This is a genomic window from Streptomyces sp. SID13666 (assembly GCF_010548325.1).
Classification (GTDB): Bacteria; Actinomycetota; Actinomycetes; order Streptomycetales; family Streptomycetaceae; genus Actinacidiphila; species Actinacidiphila fildesensis.
Window position 1 is genome coordinate 16,860 of record NZ_JAAGLX010000052.1, and the last position, 12,655, is coordinate 29,514.

The 12,655-nt window shown below is 68.1% G+C and carries 11 protein-coding genes and 3 pseudogenes; 3 read left to right on the forward strand and 11 right to left on the reverse strand.

What is annotated here, in order from left to right; all coding sequences use genetic code 11:
* Positions 1 to 212: 212 nt before the first annotated feature.
* A pseudogene (locus tag G3I60_RS37890) lies at positions 213 to 916 on the forward strand (IS5 family transposase); the annotation flags it as partial.
* A gap of 15 nt (positions 917 to 931) precedes the next feature.
* Here G3I60_RS37890 and G3I60_RS37895 read toward each other — a convergent pair.
* The 8 genes from G3I60_RS37895 to G3I60_RS37930 all read right to left on the reverse strand — a co-directional run bounded on the left by G3I60_RS37895 (position 932) and on the right by G3I60_RS37930 (position 7,584).
* Complete coding sequence (locus G3I60_RS37895) at positions 932 to 1,255, reverse strand: hypothetical protein (protein ID WP_164298928.1); 324 nt, start codon at positions 1,253 to 1,255, stop codon at positions 932 to 934.
* 521 nt (positions 1,256 to 1,776) lie between these two features.
* Positions 1,777 to 2,685 carry a helix-turn-helix domain-containing protein gene (locus tag G3I60_RS37900; RefSeq protein ID WP_164298930.1) on the reverse strand — a complete coding sequence of 303 codons (909 nt, stop codon included), beginning with the start codon at positions 2,683 to 2,685 and terminating at the stop codon, positions 1,777 to 1,779.
* 2 nt (positions 2,686 to 2,687) lie between these two features.
* Positions 2,688 to 2,960 carry a hypothetical protein gene (locus tag G3I60_RS37905; protein WP_164298932.1) on the reverse strand — a complete coding sequence of 91 codons (273 nt, stop codon included), beginning with the start codon at positions 2,958 to 2,960 and terminating at the stop codon, positions 2,688 to 2,690.
* 580 nt (positions 2,961 to 3,540) lie between these two features.
* Positions 3,541 to 3,795, reverse strand: coding sequence for a VCBS repeat-containing protein (locus G3I60_RS37910; protein WP_164298934.1), 255 nt, complete (start codon positions 3,793 to 3,795; stop codon positions 3,541 to 3,543).
* The gene (locus tag G3I60_RS37915) at positions 3,795 to 4,094 is read right to left on the reverse strand and encodes a VCBS repeat-containing protein (RefSeq protein WP_164298936.1); all 300 of its coding nucleotides are present in this window, start codon (positions 4,092 to 4,094) and stop codon (positions 3,795 to 3,797) included. The genes G3I60_RS37910 and G3I60_RS37915 overlap by 1 nt, the downstream gene beginning before the upstream one ends.
* 362 nt (positions 4,095 to 4,456) lie before the next feature.
* On the reverse strand, positions 4,457 to 5,068 hold the full coding sequence (locus tag G3I60_RS47150; protein ID WP_369334874.1) for an SbcC/MukB-like Walker B domain-containing protein: 612 nt from the start codon (positions 5,066 to 5,068) through the stop codon (positions 4,457 to 4,459).
* Positions 5,069 to 5,360: 292 nt separating this feature from the next.
* A complete protein-coding gene (locus tag G3I60_RS44785; protein WP_203674869.1) occupies positions 5,361 to 5,957 on the reverse strand; it encodes a hypothetical protein in 597 nt (198 codons plus the stop codon).
* Positions 5,958 to 6,612: 655 nt separating this feature from the next.
* The gene (locus tag G3I60_RS37930; protein WP_164298970.1) at positions 6,613 to 7,584 is read right to left on the reverse strand and encodes an AAA family ATPase; all 972 of its coding nucleotides are present in this window, start codon (positions 7,582 to 7,584) and stop codon (positions 6,613 to 6,615) included.
* A 395-nt stretch (positions 7,585 to 7,979) separates the two neighbouring features.
* Between G3I60_RS37930 and lepB the strand changes: the two genes are divergently transcribed.
* Positions 7,980 to 8,570: a signal peptidase I gene (gene lepB, locus G3I60_RS37935; RefSeq protein ID WP_164298938.1), complete on the forward strand. Its 591-nt coding sequence runs from the start codon at positions 7,980 to 7,982 to the stop codon at positions 8,568 to 8,570.
* Positions 8,571 to 8,583: 13 nt separating this feature from the next.
* On the opposite strand, the pseudogene G3I60_RS46610 reads toward lepB, so the two are convergent.
* Both G3I60_RS46610 and G3I60_RS37945 read right to left on the reverse strand, forming a co-directional pair.
* Positions 8,584 to 8,800, reverse strand: a pseudogene (locus tag G3I60_RS46610) (response regulator transcription factor); the annotation flags it as partial.
* A 192-nt stretch (positions 8,801 to 8,992) separates the two neighbouring features.
* Positions 8,993 to 9,829: an IS701 family transposase gene (locus G3I60_RS37945; RefSeq protein WP_343241864.1), complete on the reverse strand. Its 837-nt coding sequence runs from the start codon at positions 9,827 to 9,829 to the stop codon at positions 8,993 to 8,995.
* 580 nt (positions 9,830 to 10,409) lie between these two features.
* Here G3I60_RS37945 and G3I60_RS37950 point away from each other — a divergent pair.
* Entirely contained in the window at positions 10,410 to 11,603 is a 1,194-nt protein-coding gene (locus G3I60_RS37950; protein ID WP_164298940.1) for an ISAs1 family transposase, read from the forward strand.
* 350 nt (positions 11,604 to 11,953) lie between these two features.
* Here G3I60_RS37950 and G3I60_RS46025 read toward each other — a convergent pair.
* Positions 11,954 to 12,331: pseudogene (locus G3I60_RS46025) on the reverse strand (inorganic diphosphatase).
* Between the last annotated feature and the right edge of the window lie 324 nt (positions 12,332 to 12,655).

Consider the following 12,655-nt stretch of genomic DNA (forward strand, 5'->3'; position numbering starts at 1 on the left):
GGCACATGAAGAGTCGCTCTCATCAGATGGCCTCCCTCAGAGCTCCGCCTCCTGGACGCGCCAAGTGGGTGATGATCCACATCCAAAGGCATCCCCACGTCCTACTGGACAGTAACTGGAGTCAGTTCTCACCTACAAAACTGAAGCGACAGGCTGCTAAGTGGAGTCACAACAGACCTACAAGTGGAGTCAATCGTCAGCTACGAAGCCACCTGCTCCAGCAGGTCCAGGCCGAAGCCGATGCGGCGGGTGAGATCGACTGGGACATCTCCGTCGACTCCACCGTCGTGCGAGCGCATCAACATGCCGCCGGCGCCCGCACCGATCCGCCGCCGACTCCCGCCTCAAAGGGGGACGTGCCGGCAGAACACCGGGACGAGACGTCGTGGCAGAGTCTCGTCGGCCGGCTGGTGGAGGTGGTGCTGGAGGTGAGGGCCTGGGCCGTTCGCGCGGCGGGTTCTCGACCAAGCTCCACCTGAGCGCGGATGGCCGCTGCCGTCCGTTGTCCCTGGTTGTCACGCCAGGGCAGCGAGCGGACTGTACTCAGTTCAAGCCGGTGCTGGAGAAGATCCGCGTTCCTCGACTCGGGACGGGCAGGCCCCGCAAGAAGCCGGACAGTCTCGCCGCGGACAAGGCTTACAGCAACGGGCCCTGCCGCGAATACCTGCGACGCCGCGGCATCAGGCACACGATCCCGGAGAAGACCGACAGCCAGGCCGCCCGCCTGCGCAAAGGCTCGCGCGGCGGCCGGCCACCAGGTTTCGACGAAGAGCGGTACAAGAAGCGCAACACCGTCGAACGGGCCATCAACAGACTCAAGAACCACCGAGCAGTGGCCACCCGCTACGACAAGCGCGGCTACGTCTTCCTCGGCACCATCACGGCAGCAAGCCTCGTCATCTGGCTCCGTACATGACCGACCGATGAGTTCCTAGGAACTCACCTCAACCGGTGCGGTGTTGTGCGCCACCATCAGCTGAGCCATCCTGTGCAACCGATGCCAGACGCGCGCGCTGTCATGCTCGGCGAGCTCGGGAAGGACCTTCTCAATCTCTTCAAAGATGAACCTCACGGTCGCCATCCCCCGCTCGTGGAGGGAGCCGCCATTGGCGACCCACGTGTACGTGCAGCCCTCCATCCTGGTGTAGATCGACGCCAGATCGACGCCCGCCACCTCAAGGCTGTTCCACCTGCGGTCCCACGGCTCGCACCGCAGGCATGCAACCACGGCTACAGGGTCCTCAGTAGCATCCATACCCACATTGTCACGGGCCGCCCCGGCGGCGAGAAGCCAAGGCCGATCGCCGCTGCCTGAATCCGCACCAGGCGCAGACAGGAACCCGAGCACGAGGCAGCGCCATGATCGGCCGGACAGGGCCTAGACGCTCATGACGCGGATCACCCGCAAACGACGGCATCAGCCGAGCGTAGCCAGACACGGCACGGCCCCACCCAGCGTTTCGCCGTTTCTCGCCACACCCACCCCCGAGAGCAACAAGCCCCTCACCCACCGGACGGCACCCGACCTCGGGTGGCGCAGCCGTATGCCGAGCTCGCGGAACTGTAGGTGAGGTGGGCACAGGCCGCAGCGTCGGGCCGATCCGCACCGGGAACGCCGTTCCACGGCATCTGACACCCCCCACGTACACGGCGAGCACGCGTCCCCGCACCGGGGAAGGGGCGGGCTGTGGGCAGGGGTGGCACTCAGTTGGTTCGGGAGCCGTCAGGCGTGATCGGCATCCCGCCCCTTAAGGGTGATGTGCTCCGCCATGGCTTTCACTGCGGGCGGAAGGTGGTCTGCTCGGCGGCCTGCGCCTGCCTTTCGGCCTCGGCTTCCAGCTCGTGGGGGTCCTCTGGTTCGTCGTCGTCTTCGTCTTCGTCCAACCAGGCGTCCGCAGCCTGCCACCATGCCCTCTCGCGCATCCGTTCCTCGTAGTCCTCGTACGTCTCGTCCGGATGGATCTGCCCGGTGCGCCGCTTGATCTCTTCGTCGCGCTCGCGGCGCTCGAGGTACTCCTGCACAGCGGGGTCAGTGTCGGCGCACGCATATCCTCCCCATCGCCGGGGCGCGGGCGGCTGCAGGCGGTACTCGATGCGACCGCGGACCGCCTGCCACGCGAGACTGTCCGCAACGGTCACGTCGAAGGCTCCGAGGAGCGCGCTTAACTGCTCGCGGCTGGGCAGGACCTTTCCGCCCAGGATCAGGTGGGCTGTCGAACGCGGCACGCGGTGCCCGGCGGCGTGGGTCGCCCGCTCGATGACGCTGTAGGAAGGCTGGCCGGCCCGCACACGCAGTCGCGTGAGGGCCTGGCCCAGGGAGGCCGAGGTGCGGACCTGCCGGATCCGCAGGCCGCGGCCGGCCAGGTGCGGGCGGGCCTTCTCGATCGCGGCCGCCTTCCACAACCCTCTGACTGTTACTTCCCGTTGTTGCACAGCCCGGCTGCCGGGATCACCGGCAGCACGGGCATAGGCAAGGACGGTCTCAAGCGAAGGCAGGTGGGTGCCGCGGGCGGCCTGGCTGAGGGTGGAGGCCCCACGGTACCCCGGCGAGCGGGCGGGGCCGGTGCCCTCGGACAGGGCGGTGTAGGTAACGTGCGCCTCTTCCTTGAGCTGACGGAGGTAGGCAGCCAGGGCCCGTAGTCGGGGTCGGGCGCTGGCGTCGACGGGCCTGGTGGGGTGGCCCATGGTCACCGGTTGCGGCGGCGGGAGCGCCTGCCGGTCGGGCTGCTCGGGCGGCGGCCGGCGATCACGTCGGCCACGGCGGCGGCGATCACCGCCAGCGCGGCCGGAACGGGCCGGTTGTCGACAGCCAGTGCGACCAGCGCCAGAACGATTACCACGACGACCACGACCTCGGGGATACCCAGCCAACCCAGCCGGAGGCGGGGGACGCGGGTCGGCAGGCGGGTGGAGCAGAACGGCGACGGCTCGGGGCCGGCAGGCAGGGGCAGGGTAGACATCAATATCTCCAGAGCAGGTCGGGGCTGGGCACCCAACTCGGATGCCTTGGCACGGGATTGATGCGGAGTCGTGCTCCGCTGTCCAGACCTCATGGTGCCCGCGCCGACGCCCTAGCGGCCAGTCAGATCGATGCCCGTCCACGCCGACGTCTTCACCGACTGGAAACGTGGTTACCTCATTTGTCCCTGCTCAGGGCCCATGAAAACTGGAGTTAACCCGAAACCGTCCAGGGCTTCCCTCGCCTTCGAGGCGGCTGACCGAGAGGCGTGTTCGTCTTCTTGCGTACACCGGACAACCCACGGCGCTACGGGGCGAGGACACGGTCTGGCACGAATTGCTGACCACCCTGTCGATGGCCCATCGCCGGCTCGACCACGCCCACGTGCAGCCCGGACGTACGGCGGCCCGATGACTGTGGCGTCCGGCCAGTCCGCCCGAACCACACGGCAATAACCGATTCCCGCACCTGACAGCACGCTGCACGCTGCGCCGACGCGGCAGATACGGCGTGCCGGGCGTCATCTGCGGTGGCCGGGCGCCGTCGGCGGGGCTGTCGTTGGATCCTTTGTCCCGGCAGCGTCAGTAGCAGGCCATGGCCGTCATTGATCCAGGTTCGCAGGTGGCTGATGGTGTCGGGGGCGGCGATGTCCAGGGCGGCATCGGTGTGAGGTTGCCTGCCACCGCAAGGCCGTAGGGGGTCCAGTCGTCGGGCTGCAGGATGTAGGTGCCGAAGGTGCCGGGGCCGGGGTAGAAGCGCAGTTTGTGGTTGGTGGTGTCGACGGCGAGGAAGTCTTGTTTGCCGTCATTGTTGAACTCGCCGGGCACCAACTGCATCACCCCCACCCGCCGCCGCGGTCGGTGCAGGACCCGAAGTTGCCGGTTCCGTCGCCGGGGTAGAAGTACAGGTGCTCGTCGGCCGGGTTGATGGCCAACACGTCGAGCTTGCCGTCACCGTTGTACTCGATGGGGATGAGCCGGAAGGTGCCCCAGCCGGGACCCACGGTGGTGCGGGCGGAGGCGAAGCCGTCGGCGCCGTTACCGGGGTAGAAGTACATGGCGTTGGCGGTGGAGTTGATGGCGAGGAAGTCCTGCGTTCCGTCCCTGTGCGGGAGCGTCGGGCGGTGTAGTCCCACTTGGCCGCGATGAACTTTCGATGCCAGGCCGGCAGCGTGCCAGGCGTGACCGTGAGACCTCACGCCGAGGGCGCCGGGAATGAGGCTGGAGAGAGTAGACCAGCCAGAACTGGTCCGCGGGTCGTAGAGGACCGGGCCGGCGATTTGACGGCGTAGCACCGCGTTCTCATGCCGGAGGACAAGCAACTCGCGTCCTTGGGGGTGTCTCGGCGCAGCAGTCAAAGGACGGACAACAGCTTGCGGGTTGCCCTGTACGGAAGTGAGACGATCACACGGACATGGTCCCAGCCCAGGCCATCCCAGAGGTTGCCACCTGCAGCGACGCCTTTACGAGCCGCACGAACCGCGGACCTGAGGCGGTTCTACGTCCGCGGCGAGCTCGACGAGGACCGCATCGTCCACATGGGGAACCGTTGGCCGACCGGATTCCGGAGCAGCGACCCCCGCTCAGCACCACGTTGCGCCACACGCACGCACTGACACGCAGCCCCCGCCACACCGTGGCCGTCGTCGAGATCCGGGAACGGCTGAGCGCCGCCCCGCACGAGAGGGTCGTGGAAAGCGCCCGCGCCCTGATGGCGCCTCGCCCGGTCGCTGGCCGGAGTGCTCGAGCCGTCGGGGCTCTTGTGGATGTGCAGGCGGTTGGGGATGCGGCGGCGTAGGTCGGGGATGTGGCTGATGAGCCCGACAATACGGTCGTGGGCGCGCCGTCCGTCCAGGACATCGAGGACCTGGTGGAGGGTGTCTTCGTCGAGGCTGCCGAAGCCTTCGTCGATGAAGTGGGTGTCCAGTGGGCTGCCGCCGGATTCGTGGGTGACGACATCGGCCAGGGCGAGGGCCAGGGCCAGGGAGACGAAGAAGGCTTCACCTCCGGAGAGGGTGTCGGTGTCGCGGGGGTGGCCGTTCCAGGCGTCGATGACTTGCAGGCTGAGGCCGGATCGGGCTCCGTGGGCGGCCTTTTGTTCGGAGTGGATGAGGTGTACCGGTTCTCGGACATATGGGCGAGGCGGGTGTTGGCGGCGTCGACGACTTCTTCGAGTCGTGCGGCCAGGACGTAGGCCTCCAGTTGCATGCGGAGGCGGCTGCTGGTGGAGGTGCTGTTCGCCAGTTGGGAGAGGTGGCGTGCGGTGCGGTGGGCGTGCTCGAGCGGCAGCAGGTGCTCGATGTGCGTGTGGAGTTCGGTAGTCAGGTCGGCGAGGGTCTCGGTGCGAGTGCGGGCGCTGCTGGCGGCCGTTGCGGCCTGGGTATGGCGCTGCGTGGCAGCGTTCAGGTTCGTGGTCGCGGCGTGGATGTCGGCGGTCGGTTGGGCTGCGGCTTGGGCGAGTTCGGGGTCATCGACGCTGGTGGTGGCTGCGGCATGGTCGCTGTGCCACTGGTTGATCTGTTCTTCCATGGTGCGCAGATCGTCGTCGTCCAATAGGGCCTGCTCAGCTGCTTTGGCTGCTGCGGCGGCATCGGCGGTGCTCTGGTCGCGGCCTTGGTGCTGTGGGCTGCTGTCCGGGAGGTTTGCGCGGCTGCCGACAAGCGATCGGCGCTGGTGGTCAGCTGCCCGATGCGCTCGGAGATCGTGGCGGCGGGGCCGCGGGCGGCTACCAGGCGTTGTTCGACTTCCTGCACCCGCCCGGTGAGGGTGTCGAAGGTGGCGTTGTGACCGGCCAGTCGGCCGGTGAATTCGCTGTCCTGCTGGGTGCGCAGCGTGTGTTCGCGCTCCAGGATGTCGAGTTCTCCCTGGGTGGGTACAGCATCGGCGGCCTGTTCCAGGGCGGCGGCCAGTTCGCGGGTGAGGGTGGTGTGTTGGGCTTGAAGGTCGGGCAGGGGGGGTGTCCCCGGCTTCGCCCTGGGCGGTGGCCGCAGCCTGGGCAAGGCGGCTGGCTTCGTCGTCGGCGGCTTTCTGTTCCTTCTGGGCCTCGTTGTAGGCGCTTTCGGCGTGTTCTTCGTCCTGGCGGGTCGGCTGGCCGGGATGCGGGGCGGCAGGGGCAGGGTGGGTGCAGGAACCGCAGACCGGGCAGGGGTCGCCGTCGTGCAGGCTGCCGGCGAGTTCGGCCGCCATGCCGTCGGTGCGCTGGCGGCGGAGGGCCAGGTACGCCTCGTCTGTTGTCCGGCTTGCTTCTCGTAGCGCGCTGGCCCGCTGGGTGGCTTTCGTGACCTGCTGCAGGAGGTCGTCGCGTCGTTCGGCGGCGTTCAGGCGCAGGCCGAGGGCGGTGAGGGCGGCGGCGTGCTGGCGGCTGGCCTGGTCCGCGACGCGGGCTGTTTCCATCCGGGCGGCGAGTTTGGTGCGCTCGACAGGCTCTTTCGCCAACCAGGTACGGGCCTCGCTGAGGTCATCGGCCAGTTTGCGTCGTTCGGCATCCAACACGTCAAGTTCGGCGGTCAAGCGGTGGCTGCCGGCTTCGTCGTCCAGGAGGCCGGTGAGTTGGCCGATGTCGCTACGGGCGGTCTTCTCTGCGCTCACGAGTTGGTCGGTGGTCAGCTGGGCCTGGTCGGGGTGCAGGTCACCGCGGGCGGCGGCATCTTGTTGCTAAGCGCGGGTGTGGGCGGCGCGTGCGGTGGCCAGGGCCCGCAGATCCGGGGTGAGGCGCTGGGCACGTTGCGCGCGCTCGCGGCGGGCCCGGAGTTCTTCTTGGCGGGGCAGTTGCTCCTGCAGCAGATCGTAGGCGCGTTGGGCTGCCTGATGTGCGGTCTGCTGGCGGGCGGTCTCCCGCACAATCCGTTCCCGTTCCTGCTGCGCGCCCAGGTCAGCTACGGCGGCACCAGCCACGACCGCTGCCTGCTCGTGGTGTTCTTCGGAGGCGGTGTGCAGGGCGGCGGCCCAGGTGCGGGCATCGTCGGTCAGGTTGGCCGCTTGCTCGGCTGTCGGCTTGTTGTCCTGGGGTTTCAGGTCAGGGCCGGCGGCCTGGTGCAGATGTTCGACCAGGCGCAGCACCTCACCCTGGGCGGTGTCGCGTTCCTTTTCGGTGGCCTGGCTGTGTTTGGTCAGCCACGTCTCGATGAAAGCGAAACGGTGTGTGTGAAAGAGCTTGCCGAGAAGTTCTCCGCGATCCACCGCATTGGCGTACAGGAACTCGGAGAACTTGTTCTGCGGGAGCAGCACGACTTGGCAGAACTGTTCACGGCTCATGCCCAGCACCCGGATGACTTCGGTGGCTGCCTCTTGGTGGGAGGTGCTGGAGGGGCGCCAGTGGCCGTGGCCTTCGTCGTCGACTGTCCATTCGCTGAGGTGGGTCTCGGCCTTTTGGGTGGTGGTGCCTTCTCCGCTCTTCTTAGGTCGCAGTTGTTGAGGGGTGCGGGTGATCAGCAGGCGGCGGCCGGCGATCGTGACGTCCAGGGTCACCTGTGTGAGCAGGTCGCGTGGCGCGTGGGCGCTGCGCAGCAGTAACAGGTCACGGTTGTCCGGGGGCTTGCCGTAGAGGGCGAAGCAGATGGCGGAGAACAGGGTGCTTTTGCCGGCTCCGGTGTCGCCGTGGAGAAGGAACAGGCCGCTGGAGGACAGGCGAGGCGTGCGGCCAGTTCACGGCCCTGGGCCACAGCACGGTCGTCCACGGCAACGGCTCCGCCGCGGCCGAGTGGATGGGCGACGCTGCGGAGCACCGCTTCGGGTTCTGAGGGATCCAGGACACACAAGTCGACGACGCGCACCGGTTCTCCTCGGCCAGGGAGCCGGTGCGTTGCCGCGTGTTCCGCCGGGCAAAGGTTCCGTGCGAGCGATGCCGCCCGGCCCCGTGGATCACTCGGAGTGGGGCCCCTCTAGGATGCCTTCCGCGTCGTTCGATCAGCGGAGGGCGTTGGGTGCGAGGAAGCGACGTGGACAACTCGATGGGATCGCCGTGGCCGATGCCGGTGCCGGAGCGCCGACCGCATCGGAAAGGGTTGGTCCTCTGGTGTGGGGTGCTGATAGCCGGAGCGCTGCTCCTGGTGGGGGATGTCGTCGCCTTCGGGACGAACATCGAGTTGTTGTCCCAACCGCGCGACTCGATGCGGCCGACCTTCACCGGCGAGAGCACCGTCTTCGTGGAGAGCGTCGACGGCAGTGAGGTGCGACGCGGAGACGTGGTCGTGGTCAGTGTTCCGGAGTGGGGAGGGCCCCGGCGGCCCCTCCTCAGGCGAGTGATCGGCATCGGAGGGGACCGGGTCAGCTGCGCGCGTGAGGGCAAGCTGCTGCTCAACGGCAAGCCGCTCGACGAGCCCTACGTGCTGAACGGTGTGGCCAACGGACTGAGCGAGTTCGACGTGACCGTTCCGCCGGGCCGGCTCTTCCTGCTGGGCGACAATCGATTGAACTCCGTCGACTCCCGGCTCTTTCCCGCCATGGAGGAGGGGACGGCGCCCCTCTCCGCGGTGTCGGGACGGACGACGACGGCCTCCAGCGCGCTGAAGCCTTATGCGGTGCCCTTCGGCGGTGGGCTGCTGATCGCACTGGCCGGGCTGGTCGGGCTGGTCGGCGCCCTGATCACCTGGGCGAGGAGTCGGCGGACCTGACCGCGGTCGTTGCTCACCGTGCGGACGACGCCACCCGTGCGGCCTTCTGCTGCCGCTGCAGCAGCCCGGTGACCAGTGCCACCAGTACGGCGGGTGCGGTCGCTGACGCCGAGTTTGGCGAAGATGCGCAGGCGGTGTGTCTTGACCGTGGCCTCGCCGATGAACAGACGGCGGCCGATCTCCGCGTTGGACAGGCCGTCCGCGACCGCGGTGAGCACCTCCGACTCGCGGGGCCCCTATCTCTTTGGTCAAGGTGGATGGGTGCTGTTGTAGGGCACTCGCGCCGAAGGCGATGCCGGTGGTGTCGGCGAGGCCGGTGCCGGTACTAGTACTCCAGTTGCGGTTCTCCATATGTCCTGGTCAAGGGGCGCTTTTGGAGTCTAGTTGGCTGACGTCCCGTCAGGGTGGCGGTGGTTCGTTACTCACCCGATCGGGGTGCGTGCGGCGCTGGTAGTGGCAGTGGCGGGCGATGGCCTGGTGGCGGCGGCGCCAGCTGGACCAGTGGAGACGGCGTGTGGGTGATTGGTGCCGGGCTGTTGGGGGATGGGCAAGGTCCAGGAGCCTTCGGATCTCTGCCACGGTGAGGGGAGCAAGGCTCCTCGAACCGTTTCTTCGGCCCCCTTTTCGAGGGCCTGGGCTGTCATCGCCGCCAGGAAGGCGTGCGCGAGCATGGCCAGGGTGATGTGGCGGTACCAGCCGACGTAGCGGCGGACTTCGTACTGGTCCAAGCCGCATTCGTTCTTCGCAGCTTGGAAGCACTCCTCGATGGCCCACCGGGCGCCGGCCACCCGAACCAGCTGGGAGACGGTGGCATCCGCCTGGGCGAAGGCGAGGTAGTAGGCGATCTCCTCGGGACGCGCCAGGCTGCGGCGGGCCAGCACCCAGCGGTAGTGGGTGGGATCGGCGCCGTCGATGGTGGGCAGCTTGGCCCCGGCCCAGTCGTAGACCCGCGGTCCCTTCGCACCGTCCCCGCAGGAGATTCGCTCCCAGGCCTCGGCCGGGGCGCCGGTCAGGACGTGGTCGATGCGCCAGCTGCCCGCTGGTGACTTGACCTGCTGCGACTTGGGGACCGCCACGACGTAGCCCACACCGGCCTCCTCCAGCATCCGCCGGAAGTGCCACTCCTGCCCGTAGGCCGCATCCGCGGTCACCCAGGCGATCGGCAGGGCGGAGTCCAGCGCCCGCCGGACCATCGCGCGCGCAAGAGTTCCGGCTTGGTCGCGAAGGACTTGTCCTGCGGGATCCGGGCGGCGCGGCACCGATCCGGATCCTCGGTCCAGGACTTGGGCAGGTAGATCAAGGACCGGCGTGTCCCCGGCTTCCACATTGTACGTGTGCAGGTCGCCGATGGTGAGGTCGTAGGCAGGGCTTCGGCGTAGTCCAAGAGTGCCCGATTCGTGATCCTGTGAGGATGAGGGGGGCTCACGGATCCTGATGCCCCGCCGTTCAGTCCCGGTGCGGCAGCTTCAGCCAGTCTGCGAGTTGCACTCGCGGATCCCAGTCAGCGGGTCGTTCGCTCTCGGGCCCGCGCCAGGGACAGCTGGCCGCGATCCATGCGTCGCGCGCAGCATTCACGCCTGCGTTCGTGGCGTCCTCGTAGCCGAACTCGCTGAAGCAGCAGGCGCAGATGTCGAACGAGGGCGTCAAGCCGTCGGAGCCCCAGGGTTCGTTTCCCTGATCGAGCCCGCACACGGGGCAGTTGGTCCCTGGCCTCGGCGTCCTAGTCACGCGCCGATGCTACCTATGTACCGCCTGTCGGCCGCGCCCACCCGGCACGTCGGACAGGCACGGTTCCAAGATCATGGAGTTCTCGACGCCCCATGACCCGCCTGGAAGACCATGCCTGCCGACGTATCATCGCCGATCCCGCCTGCCCTTGACCAACTCCGCCAACATCGCAAGCTCGCGCCGGGGGAACTGTCCTGTCTGCTGGAGCACCTGTCCAAGGTGCCCGATCCCCGAGATCCGCGCGGAGTACGCCACGCGCTGACTGTCGTGCTCGCCCTGACCGCGTGCGCGGTACTGGCCGGCGCGACCTCGCTCCTGGCGGTCGGTGAGTGCATCGCCGAAGCCCCGCCGCGAGTCCTGGAACGGGTCGGGGTCCGGCTCGACGCGATCCTCCCAAAGCGGGACCGACCCGCGGAAACGACAGTCCGCAGGCTTTTGACCAGGATCGACGGCGACGCGCTCGATCTGGCGGTCGGCCGCTGGCTCGCCGACCGCCGCACCCCGACCACCGGCCGACTGCACGGCTTGGCGGTCGACGGGAAGAGCCTGCGCGGGGCCGCCAGAGCAGGAGGCCGCAAGATCCACCTGCTTGCCGCCCTGGACCACACCACCGGCCTGGTCCTGGCCCAACTCGATGTCGGAACCACGACGAACGAAATCACCTGCTTCCAGCCGCTGCTGGCTGCCGACGCTGACCTGGTCGGCATGGTGGTGACCAGCGATTCCATGCACACCCAGCGCGAGCACGCCGACCACCTCCTGGGACGCGGAGCGCACTACATCGTGATCGCCAAGGGCAACCAGAAACAGCTCCGCAAACAGCTCAAGGCCCTGTCCTGGCGGGAAATCCCGCTCCAGTCCCGCTCGAGGGGCACTGGTCACGGGCGATCAGAGATCAGACGGATCAAGGCGGCATCCGTGAACAGACTGCTCTTCCCCGGCGCCCGACAGGCCGTCCAGATCAAGCGCCGCCGCACCGACCGCAAGACCGGCAAGACCGGCAAGACCACGATCAAGACCGTCTACGCCGTCACCAGCCTCTCGGCCGAACACGCCAATCCCGCCCGGATCGCGCAACTCATCCGAGATCACTGGAAGATCGAAGCCCTGCACTACGTAAGAGACACGACCTTCGCGGAGGACGCCTCACAACTACGCACCGGCAACGCACCCCGAGCCATGGCCACCTGGCGCAACCTCGCCATCGGGGCCCTGCGACTGTCCGGCGTCACCAACATTGCCGCCGCCCTACGACACAACGCCCGCAACGCAGAACGCCCGCTCGCCCTCCTCGGACTCACATGAACACGAAACGGGCACTGCTCGACTACGCCGAAGCCCTGCCACCGCACTACCGCAACCACCGATGCGTTCCACCCAACAACAAGCAGCGGCGCGACCACAAGGTGTACTCGGCGGAATCGACCCGGAATTCTTCCATGCCGACAGCAGATTCGAAGGAGCCTTCTACGTGGCCAAGAACCCGGGGACCGCAGCCGCCGAGCTCGCAGAGCATACAAATATTCCGGTTGATGCCATCAGATTCCCTCTGAACCTCGTCCGCGACGCGCGTGTCCGGGCACTGCGTTGGCATGCTCCGATGCTGTGGGAGCCCACATATGCGTAGGCCGCATATGCGGAGTCCAGATCGGTGATCACGTCGCTGGAGGAAGCGTTGGATCTCCTGGCGATCGTACGACGGCACTTCGCCGATGTCCCGCAGGCTGGAAGCGCGGATCGCCTGCCGGCACACAGAGGATTGTGTGGAGTGCGTCGTGCTCGCCTGTCATCCGGACCATGCCGATCGCCCGGCGGCCGATGAGTACTCCGGGATAGGTCGCGTCCCCGAGCCGGACCAGCGCGCCGAGCGGTCCCGCGTCGGCACCAAGCGTGCTCTCGACCTACCCGTAGTCGGCGGGATAGCGCGTGAAGGTGAACAGAGCCCGGACGAACCGGATACGGCCCAGCTTGCGGTCCATCCGGTACGCGTTGCGTGACCTGTGCGGGATCTCCACGACAACGTCGAACTCCATCACCCTCGCCGGAAGCCCGCGCTCGCCACCGGCACGGTTCCGACGGTACGCGTAGCCGTGCTACTCCGTGCGTGGCCAGGCGGCGCGCCGGCCATCAGCGGTGACGGCGGCCGCGGGGCCGGGGCCGGTGAAGGCTCAGGGCCCGGCGCCGGGCCGGGGTCCGGCGCGGGGCCCGGACGGGGCCCCGGCTGAGGTTCGCCGGGGTCCGGACCCGGTCCGGGGTGGGCGGAACAGGATCTGGGTGCGTGGGGCCGGGATGTCCCGGCGGCGCAGGCACCGTCATAGCGTCCTCCGATCGGACGGGTGGTCGTACCAGTGCCCCGG

What these genes read in the sequence shown, in the direction of transcription:
- G3I60_RS37900 (WP_164298930.1), bottom strand. Translation starts at nt 2,685, where the DNA reads ATGGGCCACCCCACCAGGCCCGTCGACGCCAGCGCCCGACCCCGACTA.
- G3I60_RS37950 (WP_164298940.1), top strand. Translation starts at nt 10,410, where the DNA reads ATGCCTGCCGACGTATCATCGCCGATCCCGCCTGCCCTTGACCAACTC.
- G3I60_RS37895 (WP_164298928.1), bottom strand. Translation starts at nt 1,255, where the DNA reads ATGGATGCTACTGAGGACCCTGTAGCCGTGGTTGCATGCCTGCGGTGC.
- G3I60_RS37905 (WP_164298932.1), bottom strand. Translation starts at nt 2,960, where the DNA reads ATGTCTACCCTGCCCCTGCCTGCCGGCCCCGAGCCGTCGCCGTTCTGC.
- G3I60_RS37910 (WP_164298934.1), bottom strand. Translation starts at nt 3,795, where the DNA reads ATGCAGTTGGTGCCCGGCGAGTTCAACAATGACGGCAAACAAGACTTC.